Source organism: Burkholderia sp. Bp8984, assembly GCF_003853755.1.
Taxonomy (GTDB): Bacteria; Pseudomonadota; Gammaproteobacteria; order Burkholderiales; family Burkholderiaceae; genus Burkholderia.
In genome coordinates this window covers 24,476-46,264 of sequence record NZ_QTQN01000015.1, presented here as the reverse complement: position 1 = coordinate 46,264, position 21,789 = coordinate 24,476, and the positions used below count along the sequence as shown (strand labels likewise).

At 67.9% G+C, this 21,789-nt stretch carries 16 protein-coding genes; 11 read left to right on the top strand and 5 right to left on the bottom strand.

Translation table 11 applies throughout. The features are described 5' to 3' along the window. Positions 1–11: 11 nt before the first annotated feature. The 9 genes from DID98_RS17000 to DID98_RS16950 all read left to right on the top strand — a co-directional run bounded on the left by DID98_RS17000 (position 12) and on the right by DID98_RS16950 (position 11,194). A complete protein-coding gene (locus tag DID98_RS17000; RefSeq protein WP_124487404.1) occupies positions 12–812 on the top strand; it encodes an ABC transporter ATP-binding protein in 801 nt (266 codons plus the stop codon). Positions 813–831: 19 nt separating this feature from the next. Further along, positions 832–1,875 (top strand): GlxA family transcriptional regulator, encoded by a 1,044-nt coding sequence (locus tag DID98_RS16995; protein WP_124487403.1) that lies wholly within the window; start codon positions 832–834, stop codon positions 1,873–1,875. Between the two features lie 956 nt (positions 1,876–2,831). Beyond that, a complete protein-coding gene (locus tag DID98_RS16985) occupies positions 2,832–4,064 on the top strand; it encodes an aspartate aminotransferase family protein (protein WP_044849125.1) in 1,233 nt (410 codons plus the stop codon). A 30-nt stretch (positions 4,065–4,094) separates the two neighbouring features. Continuing rightward, the gene (aruF, locus tag DID98_RS16980; RefSeq protein ID WP_044849126.1) at positions 4,095–5,147 is read left to right on the top strand and encodes an arginine/ornithine succinyltransferase subunit alpha; all 1,053 of its coding nucleotides are present in this window, start codon (positions 4,095–4,097) and stop codon (positions 5,145–5,147) included. Next, positions 5,144–6,175, top strand: coding sequence for an arginine N-succinyltransferase (gene astA / locus DID98_RS16975; RefSeq protein ID WP_124521337.1), 1,032 nt, complete (start codon positions 5,144–5,146; stop codon positions 6,173–6,175). The genes aruF and astA overlap by 4 nt, the downstream gene beginning before the upstream one ends. A gap of 7 nt (positions 6,176–6,182) precedes the next feature. Then, entirely contained in the window at positions 6,183–7,646 is a 1,464-nt protein-coding gene (gene astD, locus DID98_RS16970; RefSeq protein WP_124521335.1) for a succinylglutamate-semialdehyde dehydrogenase, read from the top strand. Positions 7,647–7,660: 14 nt separating this feature from the next. After that, a complete protein-coding gene (gene astB, locus DID98_RS16965; protein WP_044849129.1) occupies positions 7,661–9,001 on the top strand; it encodes an N-succinylarginine dihydrolase in 1,341 nt (446 codons plus the stop codon). After that, positions 8,985–10,043 carry a succinylglutamate desuccinylase gene (gene astE / locus DID98_RS16960; protein WP_124571060.1) on the top strand — a complete coding sequence of 353 codons (1,059 nt, stop codon included), beginning with the start codon at positions 8,985–8,987 and terminating at the stop codon, positions 10,041–10,043. Before astB ends, astE begins: the two co-directional genes overlap by 17 nt. Positions 10,044–10,399: 356 nt before the next feature. Continuing rightward, on the top strand, positions 10,400–11,194 hold the full coding sequence (locus DID98_RS16950; RefSeq protein ID WP_044849131.1) for an ABC transporter substrate-binding protein: 795 nt from the start codon (positions 10,400–10,402) through the stop codon (positions 11,192–11,194). Between the two features lie 78 nt (positions 11,195–11,272). Here the strand turns inward: DID98_RS16950 and DID98_RS16945 are convergent, their stop codons facing one another. Continuing rightward, positions 11,273–12,784 carry an HDOD domain-containing protein gene (locus DID98_RS16945; RefSeq protein ID WP_124521331.1) on the bottom strand — a complete coding sequence of 504 codons (1,512 nt, stop codon included), beginning with the start codon at positions 12,782–12,784 and terminating at the stop codon, positions 11,273–11,275. 27 nt (positions 12,785–12,811) lie between these two features. Next, positions 12,812–14,551 (bottom strand): bifunctional diguanylate cyclase/phosphodiesterase, encoded by a 1,740-nt coding sequence (gene cdpA / locus DID98_RS16940; protein WP_221622528.1) that lies wholly within the window; start codon positions 14,549–14,551, stop codon positions 12,812–12,814. A gap of 279 nt (positions 14,552–14,830) precedes the next feature. On the opposite strand from cdpA, the gene DID98_RS16935 reads away from it, so the two are divergent. Beyond that, positions 14,831–15,382: a peroxiredoxin gene (locus tag DID98_RS16935; protein WP_124571058.1), complete on the top strand. Its 552-nt coding sequence runs from the start codon at positions 14,831–14,833 to the stop codon at positions 15,380–15,382. Positions 15,383–15,489: 107 nt separating this feature from the next. Here DID98_RS16935 and DID98_RS16930 read toward each other — a convergent pair whose 3' ends face one another. Next, entirely contained in the window at positions 15,490–16,119 is a 630-nt protein-coding gene (locus DID98_RS16930) for an SDR family oxidoreductase (protein WP_124487395.1), read from the bottom strand. Between the two features lie 252 nt (positions 16,120–16,371). On the opposite strand from DID98_RS16930, the gene DID98_RS16925 reads away from it, so the two are divergent. Next, on the top strand, positions 16,372–17,877 hold the full coding sequence (locus DID98_RS16925; RefSeq protein WP_124521891.1) for an NYN domain-containing protein: 1,506 nt from the start codon (positions 16,372–16,374) through the stop codon (positions 17,875–17,877). 104 nt (positions 17,878–17,981) lie between these two features. On the opposite strand, the gene DID98_RS16920 is transcribed toward DID98_RS16925, so the two are convergent. Further along, positions 17,982–18,365, bottom strand: coding sequence for a VOC family protein (locus tag DID98_RS16920; protein ID WP_374692660.1), 384 nt, complete (start codon positions 18,363–18,365; stop codon positions 17,982–17,984). A 114-nt stretch (positions 18,366–18,479) separates the two neighbouring features. Continuing rightward, on the bottom strand, positions 18,480–21,788 hold the full coding sequence (locus DID98_RS16915; RefSeq protein WP_124571056.1) for an efflux RND transporter permease subunit: 3,309 nt from the start codon (positions 21,786–21,788) through the stop codon (positions 18,480–18,482). Position 21,789: the final 1 nt, after the last annotated feature.

The following is a 21,789-nucleotide window of genomic DNA, read 5'->3' as shown; positions in this document are numbered from 1 at the left end:
AGGAGAGCCAGATGGCCGAGATCACTCAAACGAGCGCGTCCGCTTCCACCAAGCTTGCCGCGGTCGACATTCACAAGCGCTATGGCGACAACGAGGTGCTCAAGGGCGTGTCGCTGAACGCGAAGGCCGGCGACGTCATCAGCATCATCGGCGCCAGCGGTTCCGGCAAGAGCACGTTCCTGCGCTGCATCAATTTTCTCGAGCGGCCGAATGCGGGGCAGATCGTCGTCGACGGCGAGGCCGTGCGCACCAGGACCGACCGCGCCGGTGCGCTCGAGGTGGCCGATCACAAGCAGTTGCAGCGCATCCGCACCAAGCTCGCGATGGTGTTCCAGCACTTCAACCTCTGGGCGCACATGAACGTGCTCGAGAACGTGATGGAAGCGCCGGTGCACGTGCTCGGCATTGCGAAGAAGGAAGCCGAGGAGCGTGCGCGCGAGTACCTGGAGAAGGTCGGTTTGCCGCCGCGCGTCGAGAAGCAGTATCCGTCGCATTTGTCGGGTGGCCAGCAGCAGCGTGTCGCGATCGCGCGGGCGCTGGCGATGCATCCGGACGTGATGCTGTTCGACGAGCCGACGTCGGCGCTCGATCCGGAGCTCGTCGGTGAGGTGCTGAAGGTGATGCAGAAGCTGGCCGAGGAAGGCCGCACGATGATCGTCGTCACGCACGAGATGGGTTTCGCGCGCAACGTGTCGAATCACGTGATGTTCCTGCATCAGGGGCGGACCGAGGAAGAGGGTGATCCGAAGGAGGTGCTGGTGCGTCCGCAGAGCGAGCGTCTGAAGCAGTTCCTGTCGGGTAGCCTCAAGTAACGCGAAGGGCGTTTCATACGTGGTACCGGTGTCTCGTCCCGCAGGCGCCACCCGCACGACGCAGGTGGCGATCGTTGCATTGCCGCCCGTGTCGATGTCGGGTGTGGGTCCGATCGTCGATGCGTTGCATCTCGCGAACGAGATCGACGGGCGCTTGCTGTATCGCTGGCAGGTGTGTTCGTGGGACGGGCGGCCGGTGCCGCTCGCCGGCGGCGCGCAGTGGCATGCCGATGCGGCGTTCAACGATGCGATCGCGTGCGACTGGCTGATCGTCGTGTCGGAGCGGTTTCAGCAGTTTGCCGACTATCGGTTGTTTCTCGCGAGTCTCGCGCGGGTGGGGCAGCGCACGCCGGTCGTCACGGGGATTCACCACGGCGTGTGGTGGCTCGCGATGGCCGGGCAGCTTTCCGGATATCGCGTGAGCGTGAACTGGGAGACGTATCAGCAGTTCGCCGAACAGTTCGAGCGGTCGATCGTCACGCAGCAGATCTTCGAGATCGATCGCGATCGGGCGACCTGTGCGGGCGGGCAGGCGACCGTCGATTTCATGCTGGCCATGATCGGCCGGGAACACGGGGCGGATCTGGGTGAGCGCATTGCCGATGCGCTCGGGGCCGGCACGCTGCGCAGCGGCGAGGAGCGGCAGCGGATTCCTTTTGTCACCGCGCCCGGTGAGCGGCATCCTCGGCTGAACGATGCGTTGCTTTTGATGGAAGCCAATGTCGAGGATCCTTTGACGACCGATGAGATCGCCGGGCTCGTCGGCGTGTCGCGGCGGCAGCTCGAGCGGCTCTTTCGGCAGTATCTCGGGGCGATGCCCTCCAAGTATTACCTCAATCTCCGGTTGCTCAAGGCTCGCACGCAGTTGCAGCGGACCAGCAAGTCGGTCGTTCAGGTCAGCCTCGCCTGCGGGTTTTCTTCTGCTGCGCACTTTTCTAATGCGTACCGCGAAAGGTTTGGGGTCACGCCTCGGGAGGATCGGAGAGCCTGGCTCGAGAAGCAGACCGGCGGTGGGGGGGAGCCTCGCGGGGGCGCGCTTGTTGAGCGCGGTGCTAAGGATTGATTCTGTTTTTTGGTGGTTCGCTCGCCGTTTGTCGTGAAGCACCTGTGATCGTGTCGGTCTATTAGCGTCGCCCCTGCGCGGGGCGGCGGTTACTTTTCTTTGTCTTGCCAAAGAAAAGTAACCAAAAGAAAGGCGCCCGGATAACGCATGACTTCCCGGTGCCGTAGTCCACCAAGTGGCCCTCGCCTAAGTGTCCGCGCCAGTCCGGAACCCGGAGTGGTTCGAGCAATGGTTCCGACACCACTCACCACCCCGCGGAGTGGTATACCGCCCGCTAGCTCCGCCCTCGCTTCGCTCGGTCGATAGGTCCACACGTCCCGCTTCGCAAAGCTGTCGGTCGATTGATTTGCACAATTGCGGCCAGCGACGCATGAATTCAATAAATTGAAATCGTCGTTGCGGTGCAGCGGCACCTCAGTGATTTGGGGAACTGATCAGTGGGTGTCCATGTGTGGCGCGGGCGGATGAATTGCGGCCGAAGAACCTTGCAGCCGAGCATAGCGAGGATGGAGCTAGCGGGCGGTATACCGCTCCGTTGCGTAGGGAGTGGTGTCAGAACCATTGCTCGAACCACTCCGGGTTCCCGACTGGCGCGGACACTTAGGCGAGGGCCACTTGGTGGACTACGGCACCGGGAAGTCATGTGTTATCCGGGCGCCTTTCTTTTGGTTACTTTTCTTTGGCAAGACAAAGAAAAGTAACCGCCGCCCCGCGCAGGGGCGACGCTAATAGACCGACACGATCACAGGTGCTTCACGTCAAACGCAAGCGCACCGCCAAAAAAACCGCGAAAACAGCAACCAAGCACAAAACGCCACGCCCCCCGCCGGGGAGAGGCAAAATAAAGCGCCCTATCCGCTTCCGATAGAACCCGTCGCAATTCCGCAAGACGCTTGCGTCACCCTTACCTAAACTTGATCCTGTTGAACCCTCTTACGAAACCGAAAGGAACGACCATGACGACCTCGACCGTGACCCGCCAGACATTCGACGAAGTGATGGTGCCGGTATTCTCCCCCGCGCCGTTCGTGCCGGACCGTGCAGAGGGCTCGCGCGTGTGGGACACGGCCGGCCGCGAATACGTGGATTTCGCCTGCGGCATCGCCGTCACGTCGCTCGGCCACGGCCACCCGGAACTGCTGAAGGTCCTGGACGAACAAGGCCGCAAGCTCTGGCACATCGGCAACGGCTACACGAACGAGCCGGTGCTGCGCCTCGCGAAGCGCCTCGAAGCGCTGACCTTCGCCGACCGCGCATTCTTCGCGAACTCGGGCGCGGAAGCGAACGAAGCCGCCCTCAAGCTCGCGCGCCGCGTCGCATTCGACCGCCACGGCGCCGACAAGTACGAAATCGTGTCGTTCGTCCAGTCGTTCCACGGCCGCACGTTCTTCACGGTCAGCGTCGGCGGCCAGCCGAAATACTCGGAAGGCTTCGGCCCGGTGCCGGAAGGCATCAAGCACCTCCCGTTCAACGACATCGAAGCGGCCAAGGCCGCGATCGGCCCGCAAACCTGCGCGGTGATCGTCGAGCCGGTGCAGGGCGAAGGCGGCGTGATCCCGGCCGATCCGGCCTTCCTGAAGGCACTGCGCGAAGCGTGCGACGCCAACGACGCAGTGCTGATCTTCGACGAAGTGCAGACGGGCGTCGGCCGCACGGGCCAGTTCTACGCATACATGGACACGGGCGTCACGCCGGACATCCTCACGACCGCGAAGGCACTCGGCAACGGTTTCCCGATCGGCGCGATGCTGACGACGAACGAACTGGCCGCCCACTTCAAGGTCGGCGTGCACGGCACGACGTACGGCGGCAACCCGCTCGCGTCGGCGATCGCGGACAAGGTCGTCGAGCTGATCGGCGACCCGGCGCTGCTCGAAGGCGTGCGCGAACGCAGCGTGCGCCTGAAGGGCGCGCTGGAACGCATCAACGCACGCTTCGGCATCTTCAAGGACATCCGCGGCAAGGGCCTGCTGGTCGGCGCGGAACTCACCGCCGCATTCGACGGCCGCGCGAAGGACTTCGTCACCGCCGCCGCCGAGAACGGCCTGATCATGCTGATCGCGGGCCCGAACGTGCTGCGCTTCGTGCCGTCGCTCGTGATCCCGTTCGACCTGCTCGACGAAGGCGTGAAGCGCTTCGAGAAGGCAGTCGAGCAGGTGCTCGCGGCCCAGGAAGCCACCGCGCGCTGATCGGCGCGCCCATCGCAGACAGGAACGACGATGCTATTTGTTCGCCCCGGCAAACTCACGGATCTCGATGCGCTCGCGCACATGGCGCGCACCGCGCAGCCGGTCCTGCACTCGCTGCCGCACGATCGCGCGGCGCTCGAAGCGCGCGTGGCGCTCTCCGAGGATTCGTTTCGCGCGGACGTCGACTTCGCCGGCGAGGAGTTCTATCTCTTCGTGCTCGAGGATTCGTCGACGGGCAAGCTGCTCGGCACGGCGAGCATCGTGGCCGCGGCCGGCTACTCGGAACCGTTCTACGCATTCCGCAACGATGCACTGATCCACGCGTCGCGCGAGCTGCACGTGAACCGCAAGATCCACGCGCTCACGATGTCGCACGAGCTGACCGGCAAGAGCCGGCTGGCGGGCTTCTACGTCGATCCGTCGCTGCGCGGCGACGCGGCCGCGCACCTGATCTCGCGTGCGCGGATGATGTACATCGCCGCGAACCGCCGCCGCTTCACGCCGGAAGTGTTCACGCTGCTGCTCGGCGTGAGCGACAGCACGGGCGCATCGCCGTTCTGGGAAGCGGTGGGCCGCAAGTTCTTCGGCCGCAACTTCACCGACGTCGACATCGCGTCGGGCGGCCGCAGCCGCACGTTCATCGCGGAAGTGATGCCGGCGTATCCGCTCTACGTGCCGCTGCTGCCGGAAGCCGCGCAGCGCGTGCTCGGCGAGCCGAACGAAACGGCGCTGCTCGCGTACGACATCCATCTCGAGGAAGGCTTCGAGCCGGACCGCTTCGTCGACATCTTCGACGCGGGCCCCGTGCTGACCGCGCAGGTCGACCGCACCGCATGCGTGAAGCACGGCGCGGAGCGCACGGTGCGCGAAGCCGCGCATCAGCAGGGCGACGTCGCGTACATGGTGTCGACCGGCAGCGGCGAATCGTTCCGCTGCGTACTGGCCGACCTGCCGGGCGATACGGCCGACGCGCCGCTCGCCGGCGACGTGCGCGCGGCGCTCGATGTGAAGGATGGTGATGTCGTGCGCTGCGTGCCGCTGCACCGCCGCGACGATGAAGACATGAAGGGAGACGCAGCATGATCGTCGTTCGGGTCGTACAAACGGGCGACGTCGACGCGCTCGTGTCGCTCGCTAAGGAAACCGGGCCGGGCCTGACCACGTTCAAGCCCGATCGCGACGCGCTCGCCGCGCGCATCGAACGCACGCGCCGCACGCTCGACGGCGAGGCCGCGCCGGGCGAGGCCGGCTACTTCTTCGTGATGGAAGAATCGAAGACGGGCGACATCGCGGGCGTGTGCGGGATCGAGACGCAGGTCGGCCTCGAACAGCCGTTCTACAACTATCGCGTGAGCACGGTCGTGCACGCGAGCCAGGAGCTCGGTGTGTGGACGCGGATGTCCGCGCTCAACATCTCGCACGACCTGACGGGCTACGCGGAAGTGTGCTCGCTGTTCCTGAGCCCGCGTTACCGCACGGGCGGCGTCGGCGGCCTGCTGTCGCGCTCGCGCTTCATGTTCATCGCGCAGTTCCGCGAACGCTTCCCGGAACGCATCTGCGCGGAACTGCGCGGCCACTTCGACGAGGACGGCACGTCGCCGTTCTGGCGCGCGGTCGGTTCGCACTTCTACCAGATCGATTTCAACGCGGCCGACTACCTCAGCTCGCACGGCCGCAAGTCGTTCCTCGCGGAACTGATGCCGCGCTATCCGGTGTACGTCGACCTGCTGCCGCAGGACGCGCAGGACGCGGTCGGCCTCACGCACCGCGACACGCTGCCGGCCCGCAAGATGCTCGAGGCCGAAGGGCTGCGCTACCAGAACCACGTCGACATCTTCGACGCGGGCCCGGTGCTCGAATGCCACATCAACGACCTGCGCACGGTGCGCGAGAGCGTCGTCGTGCCGGTCGCGATCGGCGTGCCCGACGTGCGGGAAGATATGCCGAAGTCGCTCGTATCGAACACGTCGCTCGGCGATTTCCGCGTCGGCGTCGCGCCGGGCGTGGTCGTGAACGGGTCGTTCGTGCTGTCGGCCGACGATGCCGCCGCGCTCGACGTGAAGGCCGGCGATCCGGTCCGCGTGCTGCCGCTCAAAGTCAAACAGGGATAAACGAATCATGACGGAACTCTTCATCGACGGCGCCTGGGTCGCAGGCTCGGGCCCCGTCTTCGCTTCGCGCAACCCGGGCACGGACGCGATCGCATGGCAGGGCGAAAGCGCGTCGGCGGCCGACGTCGACCGCGCGGTCGCGAGCGCGCGCCGCGCGTTCGCCGGCTGGTCGGCGCTCGACTTCGAAGCGCGCTGCGAAATCGTCAAGCGCTTCGCCGCGCTGCTCACCGAACGCAAGGAAGCGATCGCGACCGCGATCGGCCGCGAGACCGGCAAGCCGCTGTGGGAAGCCCGTACCGAAGTCGCGGCGATGGCCGCGAAGGTCGGCATCTCGATCCAGGCCTACCAGGAACGCACCGGCGAGAAGCGCCAGGACATGGCCGACGGCGTCGCGGTGCTGCGCCATCGCCCGCACGGCGTCGTCGCGGTGTTCGGTCCGTACAACTTTCCCGGCCATTTGCCGAACGGTCATATCGTGCCGGCGCTGATCGCGGGCAACGCGGTCGTGTTCAAGCCGTCGGAGCTCGCCCCGGGCGTCGCGCGCGCGACGGTCGAGGTGTGGCAGGAAGCCGGTCTGCCGGCCGGCGTGCTGAACCTCGTGCAGGGCGAGAAGGACACGGGCATCGCGCTCGCGAATCACCGGCAGATCGACGGGCTGTTCTTCACCGGCAGCTCGGATACCGGCACGCTGCTGCACAAGCAGTTCGGCGGCCGTCCGGAAATCGTGCTCGCGCTCGAGATGGGCGGCAACAACCCGCTCGTGATCGGCGAAGTCGAGGACGTCGACGCGGCCGTGCATCACACGATCCAGTCGGCGTTCCTGTCTGCCGGCCAGCGCTGCACGTGCGCACGCCGCATCTTCGTGCCGCACGGCGCGTTCGGCGACCGCTTCCTCGCACGCTTCGCCGACGTCACGTCGAAGATCACGGCCGACGTGTTCGACGCCGATCCGCAGCCGTTCATGGGCGCGGTGATCTCGGCACGCGCGGCCGCCAAGCTCGTCGACGCGCAGTCGCGCCTGATCGAGCAGGGCGCGCAGCCGATCATCGCGATGACGCAGCGCGATCCGCGCCTGGGCTTCGTGAACGCGTCGATCATCGACGTGACCGGCGTGGCGAACCTGCCCGACGAAGAGCACTTCGGCCCGCTCGCGCAGATCGTCCGCTACGCGACGTTCGACGAAGCGATCGAGCGCGCGAACGACACGGCGTTCGGCCTGTCGGCCGGCCTGCTCGCCGACGACGCCAACGCATGGGACCACTTCCGCCGCACGATTCGTGCGGGGATCGTCAACTGGAACCGCCCGACCAACGGCGCATCGTCCGCCGCGCCGTTCGGCGGCACGGGCCGCTCGGGCAACCATCGGCCGAGCGCGTACTACGCGGCCGACTATTGCGCGTATCCGATGGCGTCGGTGGAAAGCACCCAACTGACCTTGCCCGCGAGCCTGTCGCCGGGCCTGCATTTCTGATCGAGGGAACGACGATGAACGCACAAGAAGCCAATTTCGACGGACTCGTCGGCCCGACCCACAACTACGCCGGGCTGTCGTTCGGCAACGTGGCGTCGCTCAACAACGAGAAATCGGCCGCGAATCCGAAGGCCGCCGCGAAGCAGGGGCTGCGCAAGATGAAGCAGCTCGCGGACCTCGGCTTCGCGCAAGGCGTGCTGCCGCCGCAGGAGCGCCCGTCGCTGCGCCTGCTGCGCGAGCTCGGCTTCTCCGGCAAGGACGCGGACGTGATCGCGAAGGCCGCGAAGCAGGCGCCGGAGCTGCTCGCCGCGGCGAGCTCGGCGTCGGCGATGTGGACCGCGAACGCGGCGACCGTCAGCCCGTCGGCCGACACGAGCGACGGCCGCGTGCACTTCACGCCGGCCAACCTGTGCAGCAAGCTGCATCGCGCGATCGAGCACGAAGCGACGCGCCGCACGCTGTCGACGCTGTTCGCCGATCCCGCGCACTTCGCGGTGCACGAGGCGCTGACGGGCACGCCGGCACTCGGCGACGAGGGCGCGGCCAACCACACGCGCTTTTGCGCCGAATACGGCCTGCCGGGCGTCGAGTTCTTCGTGTACGGCCGCGCGGAATACCGCCGCGGCGTGGAGCCGAAGCGCTTCCCGGCGCGCCAGACCTTCGAGGCGAGCCGCGCGGTCGCGCATCGCCACGGTCTCGCCGAAACGGCGACGGTCTATGCGCAGCAGGATCCGGACGTGATCGATGCAGGCGTGTTCCACAACGACGTGATCTCGGTCGGCAACCGCGACACGCTGTTCACGCACGAGCGCGCGTTCGTCAACAAGCAGGCGATCTACGACACGCTGACGGCCACGCTCGACGCGCGCGGCGCGCGGCTGAACGTGATCGAGGTGCCCGATGCGGCCGTGAGCGTGAACGATGCGGTCACGTCGTACCTGTTCAACAGCCAGCTGCTGTCGCGCGCGGACGGCTCGCAGGTGCTCGTCGTGCCGCAGGAATGCCGCGAGAACGCGAACGTTGCCGCCTATCTCGACCAGCTCGCGGCCGGCAACGGCCCGATCCGCGACGTGCTCGTGTTCGACCTGCGCGAAAGCATGAAGAACGGCGGCGGCCCGGCTTGCCTGCGCCTGCGCGTCGTGCTGAACGACGCCGAGCGTGCGGCCGTCACGTCGAACGTGTGGATCAACGACACGCTGTTCGCGTCGCTCGACGCGTGGATCGAAAAGCACTACCGCGACCGTCTCGCACCGGAAGACCTCGCCGATCCGACGCTGCTCGACGAATCGCGCACGGCGCTCGACGAGCTCACGCAGATCCTGCGCGTCGGGTCGCTGTATGACTTCCAGCGCTGAGTCCCGCGTGCCGGCCGCCGTGCTGCTCGACGACTTCCTCGCGTTCACGCTCGCGGGCGACGCGCCGGCCGTGAAGGTCGGCACGTGCGCGAACGGCGCGGTACGCTGGCATTGGCTCGGCGACGGGCTGCTCGCGCTCGAGCCGGCAGCGGATGAAGCGGGCGCTGCGGCGCGTGCGAGCGTGCTCGTGTCGGCCGGCGTGCATGGCGACGAGACCGCGCCGATCGAGCTGCTGTCGATGCTCGTGCGCGATCTCGCGGCGGGCACGTTGCCGCTCGCGTGCCGGCTGCTCGTCGTGCTCGGCAACGTGCCGGCCATGCGCGCGGGCGCACGCTATCTCGACGACGACCTGAACCGCCTGTTCAGCGGCCGTCACGCGCAAGTACCCGCGAGCCGCGAAGCGCCGCGCGCGGTGCAGCTCGAAGCGGCGGCCGCCGCGTTCTTCGCGGCCGCGCCGGCCGGCAGCGCGCGCTGGCACGTCGACATGCACACGGCGATCCGCGCATCGGTGTTCGAACAGTTCGCGCTGCTGCCGCACACGGGCACGCCGCCTGCCCGCAAGATGGTCGAATGGCTCGGCGATGCGCGCATCGCGGCCGTGCTGCTGCATACCGCGAAGGGCAACACGTATTCGCATTACACGGCCGAGCACTGCGGCGCGCTCGCGTGCACGCTCGAACTCGGCAAGGTGCGGCCGTTCGGCCAGAACGACCTGTCGCGCTTCGCGCCGGCGGACCGTGCGGTGCGCAAGCTCGTGTCCGGTGCGCCGCGCGACGTCGACGCCGCGTTGCCGCGCGTGTTCACCGTGATCGACCAGATCACGAAGCAGAGCGATGCGCTCGAGCTGTTCGTCGCGGCCGACGTCGCGAATTTCACCGCGTTCGCGCGCGGCACGGTACTCGCGCAGGACGGCGACTACCGCTACACGGTGCAGCACGACGAGGAGCGCATCGTGTTTCCGAATCCGGCCGTGAAGCCGGGCCTGCGCGCGGGCCTGCTCGTGGTCGATACGACGCGCGAGACGCTGGCCGCACTCGTCTGATCCAAGGCCGGTGGCGCGTGGCTGCGGGGGCCGCGGCACGCGCATCGTCCGGCCGCATTTCCCTTTTTTGCGATCGACGCCCGCATGCCGCGCAGACGGCCCGTGCGTCGCGCTTGCGTATTTGCGACATCGTCTTGCAAGTTCGACGGCGCATCCTGCCGTCATCGCGCACGCAGCGCAGCATCGCGGGCCGGCGGCCGCTTTGCCGTGCCGGGCCGCGCGGATTGGTACAATCGCGGCCTTGCGGCTGTTGCGCCGCATCAAGGCGCGGCATCGGCATTGGCGTCGTCATCCGACCCTGCGATGATGCATGCGCCCGTAGTTCCGGAACATTCGAGTATCGAGGAGAACACCTGATGAAGTTGGATTGGCGTAAAGTGGCCGCGCACGCGGTAGTGGCGGCATCGGCCGTGGCGGCAGGCAGCGCGATGGCAGCGGATCTGAAGGAGATCCGGTTCGGCGTCGAGGCCTCGTACGCGCCGTTCGAATACAAGACGCCCGACGGCAAGCTGACCGGCTTCGACATCGACATCGGCAACGCGGTGTGCGCGAAGCTGAAGACGAAGTGCGTGTGGGTCGAGAACGACTTCGACGGCCTGATCCCCGCGCTGCAGGCGCGCAAGTTCGACGCGATCAACTCGGACATGACGATCACCGACCAGCGCAAGCACGCGATCGCGTTCACCGATCCGATCTACACGATCCCGAACCAGCTGATCGCGAAGCAGGGCAGCGGCCTGCAGCCGACCCCGCAAGCACTGAAGGGCAAGCGCGTCGGCGTGCTGCAGGGCACGATCCAGGAAGCGTACGCGAAGAAGAAGTGGGCGCCGGCCGGCGTCGAAGTCGTGCCGTACCAGACGCAGGACCTGGCCTACGCCGACCTGAAGTCGGGCCGTCTCGACGCGGCGTTCCAGGATTCGGAGGCGGGCTCGAAGGGCTTCCTGTCGAAGCCGCAAGGCCAGGGCTTCGGCTTCGCGGGCGGCACGGTCAGCGATGCCGAGATCCTCGGTTCGGGCGTCGGCTTCGGTCTGCGCAAGAACGACGCGGCGCTGAAGACCGCGCTCGATCAGGCGCTGAAGGAACTGAAGGCCGACGGCACGATCGACAACCTCGCGAAGAAGTACTTCAGCGTGCCGGTCACGCTCAAGTAAGCATTTCGATCCGTCGTACCTGCAGCCGGCCGCTTTTGCGGCCGGTTTGCTTTTGGGGCGCCGCCCGCATCACGCCGATTACGCGGGAAAGAACCGCCCCAGTTCGCGCGCGAGTTCGTTGAGCACGCTCATCTCCTGCTGCGTGATCTTGCGCGCCGGCTGCGCGCCGGCCCAGTCGCCGTACAGCAGGCCGACCGTTTTCGCGCCGACGCGCACCGGCAGCAGCACGAACGCGCGCGTGTCCGGAAGCGCGTCGAGATACCACGCGGGCAGGCGCTTCACCATCTTCGGGTCCTGCGCCTGCTCGATGAAGATGCCGACCGAGTTCGTGATCGCGAGATGGAACACGTCCGGCTCGAAGCGCTCGTCGAAGCACAGCCGGTCGAGCGCCGCATCGACGCCCGGGCCGAAGCCGAGACGCGCGGCGAACGCGCCGTCTTCCCGGCGCACGAACATCACGGTGCGCGTGAACGCGAGGCCCGCGAGCAGGCTTTCCGACGCGAGCGCGAGCACCGGCGTCAGCACGTGCTCGGACGGCAGCGCGCGCAGGTCCGCGAGACCGGCCTCGAGGCATGCCTCGGGATCGGGCTGCGCCCGCGCGATCGCGTCGGCGTTCGCGCGCAACTCGACGATCTCGCGCATCACGGTGTCGCTCGCTTCCTCGGATGCGAGCCGGTCGGCGATCGCCACCAGCGCGTCGGCGTCGATGTCCAGCTCCTGGCTGTAGTGCTGCGCGAGCACCGCGATGTGCGCGTCGCGCTGCGGCCCCGCGGGCATCGCGAGCGCACCGGCGACATCGGTCGAGCAGCGGCTCACCGCGCGCAGCCAGCGTACGCGGCCGGGGCTGTCGTCGGCGCACGCGTCGCGGGAGCGCTGGCGATCGGCGTCGTCATCGTCCTCGTCGAGGCTCGCGGCATGCGCGGTACTGCCGTCGCCGTCGGCCATCCCGGCGCGGATCACGTCGGGCAGCCGCCAGTTCGCGGCGGCCTCGATACCGATCTCGTCGAAGCCGACGCCGAGCACGTCGATGCACGCGGCCGCATCGTCGCCGTCCAGCTCGGCGGCGCGACGGCGGATCCGGTCCCATTCGCTGTCGAGATAGCAGACCACCAGCAGCTTGCCGACCTGGCGCATCAGCGTGCAGACGACGGCTTCCTCGCCGCCGCGCAGCTCCGCATGCTCGGTGAGCTTGCGGGCGACGCAGCCGGACAGCAGCGCGCGGTTCAGCTCGAGCTTCGCGTCGATGCGGCGCGGCGTGCTGTGGTGGAAGTGGTCGACGAGCTTCAGCCCGACGACCAGATGGCCGACCGTGTCCATGCCGAGCACCATCAGCGCCCGCGTGACGGTCGTGATGTTGCCGCCGAACGCCATGTACATCGCGGAATTGGCGAGCCGCAGGACTTTCTGCGTGAGCGCGAAATCCGACAGCACGACGCGCACGAGCGCGGTGAAGTCGAGGTCGTCGTTCTTCATCGCGGCCATCGTCGCGCGCAGCGACTCCGACAGCAGCGGGAAGTCGCCCCGTTCGTTCATCCGGGCCCACAGCTTGTCGAGCAGCGCCGTGCGGGGCAGGTGTGCGGTGATTGACATACGGATCTATCCGGTTCGCCGCGCGCGTCAGGCGGCGTGCAGGCGCAGCTGCTGCGCCTCGAAGCGCCGTGCGAGTTCCTCGGACGGCAGCGCCTGGCACACGAGCCAGCCCTGGATGTGGTTGCAGCCCATCTCGGTCAGCAGTTCGCGCTGTGCCTCGGTCTCGACGCCTTCCGCGACGAGTTCGAGATCGAGCGTCTGCGCGAGGCCGACCACCGCCGACACGATCGCGCGGTCGTTGCGCGACGTCAGCAGGTTCTCGACGAAGCTGCGGTCGATCTTCAGCTTCGCGAGCGGGAAGCGCTGCAGGTAGGCGAGGCTCGAATAGCCGGTGCCGAAATCGTCGATCGCGAAGCGGATGCCGAGCTCGGTCAGCTCCTCGAGCAGCCCCTTTGCCTGCACGGGGTCGTGCATCAGCAGGCTTTCGGTGATTTCCAGCACGATGCGGCGCGGATCGATGCCCGTCAGCGCGATCGCCTCGCGCACGCTCTGCGTGAAGCGCGGGTCGCGGAACTGCTGCGGCGACACGTTGACCGCCACGTACTGCAGCGCGAGCCCCTGGCGATCCCAGGCGACGAGCTGCATGCACGCGGCCTTGAGCACCCAGTTGCCGAGATAGTTGATCAGGCCGATCGATTCGGCGAGCGGAATGAAGGTTGCCGGCGGCACGAGGCCGTGCACCGGATGACGCCAGCGGATCAGCGCCTCGACGCCGTCCACCGCCCCCGACTGGCTGCGCGTGATCGGCTGGAAGTGGAGCGAGAACTCGCCGTTGCGCACGCCGTCGTACAGGTCGGCTTCGAGCTTGAGCCGCTCGGCGTCGGCCGGATCGTCGACCGGCGCGTGAAACGCGAGCGCGTTGCCGCCCGATGCCTTCGCCTGCGCGAGTGCGTGGTCGGCGCGGCGCAGCAGCGGGCTGTGATGCTGCGCGCGATGGGGCGCAGCCCGTTCGTCCGGGTACACGGCGATGCCGATGCTCGCGGACAGGTGGACGGTCTGCCCCTGGTACGCGTAAGGTTCGCGCACCGCGGCCTGCAGCCGGCGCGCGAGCGCGTCCGCGGCATTGCTCGCGTGTGCGCGGTCCGGTGCGGTGAGCACGACCGCGAACTTGTCGCTCGCGACACGCGCGAGTTGCTCGCCGGGCGCGACGAGCCCCTGCAGCCGCTGGGCGGTGTCGCGCAACAGCGTGTCGCCGGCGTCGTAGCCGAGCGCGCGGTTGATGCGCTGGTAGTCGTCGAGGTCGAGCAGCAGCAGGGCGGCGCAGGTGCCGCTTTCGTCGGCGGCCTGCTGGGCGCGCATCAGCGCCGGCACGAGTGCGGACAGGTTGCCGAGCCCCGTCATCGGGTCGTGGTGCATCTCGTACGTCAGGCGGGCCTCGAGCGCACGCCAGGCCGACACGTCGAACGCCGCGATCGCGAAGCCGTCGACGCCGTGGTGGCGGCTCTTGAACGCGCGGACCTCGACGTCGAGCGGATACGTGAGCGACTTGACGATGCACATCGTCGCCTTCTCGACCTGGCCGGAGCGCGCGGCGCGTGCAAGCAGGCCTTCGAGCGTCGCGGTATCCTGTTCCGCGATCAGGTCGCGCAGCGTCAGCGTGTGCAGGTAGTCGCGGTGATAGCCGATGAAGCGCAGGCTCGCATCGGACACGTACAGGAAACGCAGCTCGCGGTCGACATGGGCGAGGAAGTCCACCGTGCCGACCGTCTGTTCCAGCCAGTTGCGCACGGTGTCGTCGCGGCGCGGCGCGCCGGCGCGCGCAGGCATCAGCGCGCCGCCCGACCAGGCGAAGCGGCGCAGCGTATGCAAGGCATTGCGCCAGGAGCCCTTGCGTGGCGTCTGTTTCCTGTTGGCTTCCATGTGTCTCGCTGACGTGAAGGGCTGGAACTGGTTGTCCGGAAGAAATAACGGCAGGCTGCGCAAAATCTTTAACCGGCCGGCCGCGGCTGGCACGGCCGCTGGACCGGGTCGCGCACATCGGCGTTCGACAGGCGAACGCCGATACGGCCTACATCGAGGCTGACTTTATAAGAAATGAGGACGCAGATGAAGCGAAAACTATGGGTGGGCGCCGCGGCGGCGCTGCTGGTGGCCGGTCATGCGCGGGTCGCGCAGGCGGAACTGAAGCCGGGCGACGCGGCGCCCCCTTTCACGACGCAGGCGTCGCTGGGCGGCAAGACTTACACGTACTCGCTGGCCGATGCGCTGAAGCACGGGCCGGTCGTGCTGTACTTCTATCCGGCCGCGTTCACGAAGGGCTGCACCATCGAGGCGCATGCGTTCGCGGATGCGGTCGATCGTTACAAGGCTTACGGCGCGACGGTGATCGGCGTATCCGCGGACAACATCGACACGCTGACGAAGTTCTCGGTGAGCGAGTGCCGCAGCAAGTTCCCGGTCGCGGCCGATCCGGACGCGAAGATCATCCGCGAATACGACGCGAAGCTGCCCGCGCTCGATCGCGCGAACCGCGTGTCCTACGTGATTTCGCCGGAAGGGAAGGTGTTGTACGAATATACGAGCCTGTCGCCCGACAAGCATGTCGAGAACACGCTCGGCGCGGTGAAGGCGTGGGCCGACGCGCATCCGAAGCCGTAAGCAGCCACGAGCAGGCGGTCAGCCCGCCGTAAAGCGGCCCGCTTCGCGGGCCGCAGGCGCGATGACACGCGGCCGCCCCGTGGCGGCGCGGGCAGGCCGGGCAAGCGTCAGGCGCGCAATGCCTGTTCGATCGGCACGCTGCCGCCGACGAAGCCGATGACCTTGCGCGAAATGCCCAGCTTGATCGCCTCGATCGCGGCCCACGCGACATCCTGGCGCGACACCGGCGGCGCTGCGTCGAGCGGCTCCTCGGTCAGCGCGATCTTGCCGACGCCCGGGCCGTCCGCGAGCGGGCCGGGGCGCAGGATCACGTAATCGATGCCCGACGCGATCACGCGGTCGTCACCTTCGCGCTTCATCTGCGAGTAGTGGCGCAGCGCGTCGCCGCTGCGCTCCGGCCAGTACGCGGTCAGCGAACTGATCACGACCAGCTTCTGCACGTTGTAGGCGAGCGCATGCTCGGCCGCGCGCGCGACCGCGTCGCGGTCGATCTGCTCCTCTTCGGCGGCGCCTTCCGATTCCGCCGAGCCGGCCGCGTAGATCACGTGCGTGATGCCCTGGAACGCGTGCGAGAAATCGCCCGTCAGATCGGCCTCGACGACCTTCGCGCCCGGCAGCGCATAGCCGTGCCGGCGCACCAGCGCAGTCACCTCGAATTCCGGCTGCTCCAGCAGCAGATCCGCGCAGGCCCGGCCGGTGCGGCCGGTCGCGCCAATCAGCAATACCTTCGTCGTCATGAAACCGCTCCTTGCTCGATGCGTCGTCCTTCCAGATAGGGACGGACGACCGATACTCAAGTGTATGTCGATCGGGGCGGCGGCGCTCGGGTAATTGGGGCTGTACCGCACCGAAACGGCCGGCGCGGCGCCCCGTCTCCGCGCGCTCGCGCGCACGGATCGCGGAATCGCCCCGCCGACCGGCTATCATGTGCGCGATGCATTTTTCGCCGCCAGGCAATACAACGCGGCGACCAACCGGTTGGAGTACACATGGCATTACCCCTGGACAACGTCAGCATGGCCGTATTCTGCGACTTCGAGAACGTCGCGCTCGGCGTGCGCGACGCGAAGTACGAGAAATTCGACATCAAGCCCGTGCTGGAGCGGCTGCTGCTGAAGGGCAGCATCGTCGTGAAGAAGGCCTATTGCGACTGGGAGCGCTACAAGGGCTTCAAGGCCTCGATGCACGAGGCGAGCTTCGAGCTGATCGAGATTCCGCACGTGCGCCAGTCGGGCAAGAATTCGGCCGACATCCGGCTCGTCGTGGACGCGCTCGATCTCTGCTACACGAAGTCGCATGTCGATACGTTCGTGATCATCAGCGGCGACTCGGATTTCTCGCCGCTCGTGTCGAAGCTGCGCGAGAACGCGAAGAAGGTGATCGGGGTCGGCGTGAAGAAGTCGACGTCGGACCTGCTGGTCGCGAACTGCGACGAATTCATCTTCTACGACGACCTGGTGCGCGAGCAGCAGCGCGCGCTGGCGAAGCGCGAACAGCAGCGCACCGGCAACGGCGGCGCGAAGCGCGCCGACGAGCCGTCGCGCAAGCCGGAACTGGAAGTGCGCCGCAGCGAGGCGATCGCGCTCGCGGTCGAGACGTTCGATGCGCTGGCCTCGGAGCGCGACGACGTCGGCAAGATCTGGGCGTCGGTGCTCAAGAGCGCGATCAAGCGCCGCAAGCCGGACTTCAACGAGTCGTATTACGGTTTCCGCGCATTCGGCAACCTGCTCGACGAAGCGCAGGCGCGCGGCCTGCTCGAGGTGGGACGCGACGACAAGTCGGGCGCGTTCGTGTCGCGGCCGCGCCAGTCCGCGGCGGCGGCCGAGCCGGTGGCGGCGGCGCGCGATACGGGCGGCGCGCAGCACGGTCACGGCGGGCGCCACGGGGAAGCCGCAACGGCCGAGCGCGAGCCGCGACGCCGCGGGCAGCAGGCGGAAGCGGCTGTCGGTGAAAGCGTGCGGGCCGATGCCGACGACGCGGACGTCGTCGACTTCGTGAACGAAGCGGCGCTCGTGCCGGCCGCGACGGCCGACGCGAATGAAGCGACCGACACGCACGGTGACGCGAAGGATGGCCGCAAGCGCGCGCGCAAGACCGCGGCGAAGAAGGCAGGGGCGAAGAAGGCCGGCGTGAAGCAGGCGGGCGATGCGAAGGGGGCCGGCCGTCACACGGCGGCGAATCCGGACGAGGCCGCGCACGGCGGTGCGAAGCACGGTGGCGACAAGCATGCGGAAGGCAAGCATGCAGAAGCGACACATCGCGACGCGGAGCACGGCGAGGACCGGCACGTCGCGGCGCAGCACGCGGCGCCGACGGCCGGCGAGTACGGTGCCTCGGCGGCTGCCGCGCAGCCGTCGCACGAAGCCGCACCGACCGCCGAATCGACCGTTGAAGCGGCCGCCGACGCAGCAGCCGGCGCCAAGCCGAAGAAGCCAGCCCGCAAGACGGCGACCCGCGCGCGCCGTCCGCGCAAGACGGCTGCCGCCGCCGAGTAACGGAGTCAGCGGGCGTCAGAGGGCGTCCGGGCGGGACGGCGTCCGACCGAGGGCGCTGCCCGCGCCGCTGCGTCGGCCGGTGCAACACCGGCCGACGCGCTTCGTTATCCGTTCAGCACGTACGGCCGCGTCATCACCTCGAGGAAGTGACCGTCCGGATCGTCGAAATACACACCACGCCCGCCGTCATGGCGGTAGATCTCACCGGGCTGCCGCTTCGCCGGATCGGCCCAGTGCGGCAGGCCGCGCGCGCGAATGCGCGCGAACACGCGGTCGAAGCCGGCCTCGTCGGTCAGGAACGCGTAGTGCTGAGCGGTGATCTCCCCCTCTTTTTCGTAAAAATCGAGCGACACGCCGTTGTCGAGCTGGACGACCAGCATCGCGCCGAACGGCGTCGGCGCCGGCAATTCCAGAAGTTCGGTGAGGAAGCGGCTCGATGCGTGCTTGTCGCGGCACCAGACGATCGTATGGTTCAGCTGGACGTTCATGGCGGGTCCCCGGGACGGGGCGCGAGGGTGGGCATGGACACACGATAGCCGATCGCCGCCGGCGTGCAAGCCTGTCAGGCGGCCGCGTGGCGCGGCCGCCTGCCCGTGGTCCGCTTACTCCCCGGCCACCGCCGGTCCGCCCGAATTGCCGCGGCGGTTGCGGCGCTTTTCGCCCCACACGCGGAACCGGTCCATGTACAGATAGACGACCGGCGTCGTATAGAGCGTCAGCACCTGCGACATGATCAGGCCGCCGGCGATCGCGATCCCGAGCGGCGCGCGCAGCTCGGCGCCGTCGCCGTGGCCGAATGCGAGCGGCAGCGCGCCGAGGAGTGCCGCCATCGTGGTCATCATGATCGGCCGGAAGCGCAGCAGGCACGCCTCGTGGATCGCATCGAACGACGATTTGTTGCCGTTGCGCGTCTGGTCGATCGCGAAGTCGACCATCATGATCGCGTTTTTCTTCACGATACCGATCAGCAGGATCACGCCGATCAGCGCGATGATGCTGAACTCGGTCTTGAACAGCAGCAGCGCGAGGAGGGCGCCGACGCCGGCCGACGGCAGCGTCGACAGGATCGTGATCGGGTGGATGTAGCTCTCGTACAGGATCCCGAGCACGATGTAGACGGCCAGCAGCGCCGCGAGAATCAGGATCGGCTGGTTGTTCAGCGACTGCTGGAACGCCTGCGCGGTGCCCTGGAAGCTGCCGACGATCGTCGGCGGCACGCCGATCTGCGCCATCGTCTGGTAGATCACCTGGGTCGCCTGCGACAGCGACACGCCCGGCGGCAGGTTGAACGAGATCGTCGTCGCGACGAACAGCCCCTGGTGGTTGACCGACAGCGGCGTCGTGCTCGGGCCGAAGGTCGCGATCGCGGACAGCGGAATCATCGTCGACTTCGACGTCGACACCGCCGCGCCCGACGACGCGCTCGACTTGCCGCTCGACGCGATCGAGTTCAGCGCCTGGTTGCGCGCGGAATCGGACGCGATCGCCGCGGCGCTGGTGGCGGCCGTGCCGGCGCTCGACGTGCCGGCCGAGGTCGCGACGAAGGTGCCGGCCGCGGCGTTGGTGGTCTGCGAGCCGTTCGCGCTGCCGCCCGACGTACTGATCCACACCTGGTTCAGCATCTCCGGGCTCTGCCAGTATTTCGGCGCGACCTCCATCACGACGTGGTACTGGTTCAGCGGGTTGTAGATCGTCGAGACCTGGCGCTGGCCGAACGCGTCGTACAGCGTGTTGTCGATCTGCGCGGGCTTGATGCCGAGCCGCGCGGCGCTCGCGCGGTCGATCGTCACCATCGCCTCGAGGCCGCCTTGCTGCTGGTCGGAGTTCACGTCGGTCAGCTCGGCGCGCTTTTGCAGCGCCTCGGTCAGGAGCGGCGCCCACTTGTACAGCTCGGCGCTCGAATCGCCGAGCAGCGTGAACTGGTACTGCGCGCTGCTTTGCCGGCCGCCGACGCGGATGTCCTGCGCGGCCTGCAGGAACGTGCGCGCGCCCGCGACGTCCGACAGCGGCCTGCGCAGCTGCTGGATCACCTGGTCGGCCGACAGCTTGCGCTCGGTGCGGTCCTTCAGCGTCACGAACATGAAGCCCGAGTTGGTCTGCGTGCCGCCGGTGAAGCCCGCGACGCTCTTCACGTTCGGGTTCGCCTGCACGATCCGCATCATCTCGGCGAACTTCAGCTTCATCGCCTGGAACGAGGTCGACTGGTCGGCCTGGATGCCGCCGATCATCAGCCCGGTGTCCTGCTGCGGGAAGAAGCCCTTCGGCACGATGATGTACAGGTAGACGTTCAGCCCGATCGTCGCGAACAGGATCAGCAGCACCAGCAGCGGGCGGCGCAGCGCCCACGACAGCGAGCGTTCGTAGCCGCGCTGCATCCGCGTGAAGAAGCGCTCGAGGAAGCGGCCGAGGCGGCCTTCCTCCTGCACCTCGTGCGCTTCGCGCAGCAGCCGCGCGCACATCATCGGCGTGACGGTGAGCGACACCGCGAGCGACACGCCGATCGCGAGCGACAACGTCAGCGCGAACTCGCGGAACAGCCGCCCGACGATGCCGCCCATCAGCAGGATCGGCAGGAACACCGCGACGAGCGAGATGCTCATCGACAGCACCGTGAAGCCGACCTCGCGCGCGCCGTCGAACGCGGCCTGCAACCTCGGCTTGCCGTTCTCGATGTGGCGCGTGATGTTCTCGAGCACGACGATCGCATCGTCGACGACGAAGCCGGTCGCGACGATCAGCGCCATCAGCGACAGGTTGTCGATCGAGAAGCCGAGCAGGTACATCGCGCCGAACGTGCCGACGATCGAGATCGGCACCGCGACGCTCGGGATCAGCGTCGCGCGCCAGTTGCGCAGGAACAGGAACACGACCATCACGACCAGGCTGACCGCGATCAGCAGCGTGTGCTCGGTGTCCTTCAGCGACGCACGGATCGTCGTCGAACGGTCGAGCACCGGCGTGACCGTGATGTCGGCCGGCAGCGACGCGGTGAGCTGCGGCAGCGCCGCGCGCACGCGGTCGATCGTCTCGATGATGTTCGCGCCGGGCGAGCGGTAGAGGATCACGAGCACCGCGCGCTTGCCGTTCGACAAACCGAGGTTGCGCAGGTCCTCGACGCCGTCCACGACCTCGGACAGGTCGGACAGCCGCACGGCCGCGCCTTTGCGGTAAGCGACGACGAGGTCGCTGTACTGCGACGCCTGCGACGCCTGGTCGTTCGTATAGAGCTGGTAGTGCTTCGGGCCGAATTCGATCGCGCCCTTCGGACTGTTGGCGTTCGCGGACGCGAGCGCGGCCCGCACGTCCTCGAGGCCGATCCCGTAGTGGAACAGCGCGCGCGGCTCGAGCTCGACGCGCACGGCCGGGTTCGCGGAGCCGCTCACCGACACCTGGCCGATCCCGTCGATCTGCGACAGCGACTGCTGCAGCACCGTCGATGCGGCGTCGTACAGTTTCGCGGGCGACGACGTTTCCGACGTGAGCGACACGATCATGATCGGCGAGTCGGCCGGGTTGACCTTGCGATACGTCGGGTTGCTCCTGAGCGACGCGGGCAGGTCGGCGCGCGCCGCGTTGATCGCGGCCTGCACGTCGCGCGCGGCGCCGTCGATGTCGCGGTTCAGCCCGAACTGCAGGGTGATCCGCGCGTTGCCGACGGTACTGGTCGACGTCATTTCGCTGACGTCGGCGATCGAGCCGAGGTGCCGCTCGAGCGGGCTCGTCACGCTGGTCGCGACCGTCTCGGGGCTCGCGCCGGGCAGCGACGCCTGCACCGAGATGGTCGGGAAGTCGACCTGCGGCAGCGGCGACACCGGCAGCCTGATGAACGCGAACAGGCCCGCGAGCGCGACGCCGAGCGCGAGCAGCGTCGTCGCGACGGGGCGGGTGATGAAGGGGCGCGACAGGTTCATT

Excerpts from the sequence above, each read along its gene's own strand:
- DID98_RS16985 (WP_044849125.1), top strand. The coding sequence starts at position 2,832 with ATGACGACCTCGACCGTGACCCGCCAGACATTCGACGAAGTGATGGTG.
- DID98_RS16925 (WP_124521891.1), top strand. The coding sequence starts at position 16,372 with ATGGCATTACCCCTGGACAACGTCAGCATGGCCGTATTCTGCGACTTC.
- DID98_RS17000 (WP_124487404.1), top strand. The coding sequence starts at position 12 with ATGGCCGAGATCACTCAAACGAGCGCGTCCGCTTCCACCAAGCTTGCC.
- DID98_RS16935 (WP_124571058.1), top strand. The coding sequence starts at position 14,831 with ATGAAGCGAAAACTATGGGTGGGCGCCGCGGCGGCGCTGCTGGTGGCC.
- DID98_RS16920 (WP_374692660.1), bottom strand. The coding sequence starts at position 18,365 with ATGAACGTCCAGCTGAACCATACGATCGTCTGGTGCCGCGACAAGCAC.
- DID98_RS16945 (WP_124521331.1), bottom strand. The coding sequence starts at position 12,784 with ATGTCAATCACCGCACACCTGCCCCGCACGGCGCTGCTCGACAAGCTG.
- DID98_RS16950 (WP_044849131.1), top strand. The coding sequence starts at position 10,400 with ATGAAGTTGGATTGGCGTAAAGTGGCCGCGCACGCGGTAGTGGCGGCA.
- astA (WP_124521337.1), top strand. The coding sequence starts at position 5,144 with ATGATCGTCGTTCGGGTCGTACAAACGGGCGACGTCGACGCGCTCGTG.
- astD (WP_124521335.1), top strand. The coding sequence starts at position 6,183 with ATGACGGAACTCTTCATCGACGGCGCCTGGGTCGCAGGCTCGGGCCCC.
- DID98_RS16915 (WP_124571056.1), bottom strand. The coding sequence starts at position 21,788 with ATGAACCTGTCGCGCCCCTTCATCACCCGCCCCGTCGCGACGACGCTG.
- astB (WP_044849129.1), top strand. The coding sequence starts at position 7,661 with ATGAACGCACAAGAAGCCAATTTCGACGGACTCGTCGGCCCGACCCAC.
- astE (WP_124571060.1), top strand. The coding sequence starts at position 8,985 with ATGACTTCCAGCGCTGAGTCCCGCGTGCCGGCCGCCGTGCTGCTCGAC.
- DID98_RS16930 (WP_124487395.1), bottom strand. The coding sequence starts at position 16,119 with ATGACGACGAAGGTATTGCTGATTGGCGCGACCGGCCGCACCGGCCGG.
- aruF (WP_044849126.1), top strand. The coding sequence starts at position 4,095 with ATGCTATTTGTTCGCCCCGGCAAACTCACGGATCTCGATGCGCTCGCG.
- cdpA (WP_221622528.1), bottom strand. The coding sequence starts at position 14,551 with ATGCCTGCGCGCGCCGGCGCGCCGCGCCGCGACGACACCGTGCGCAAC.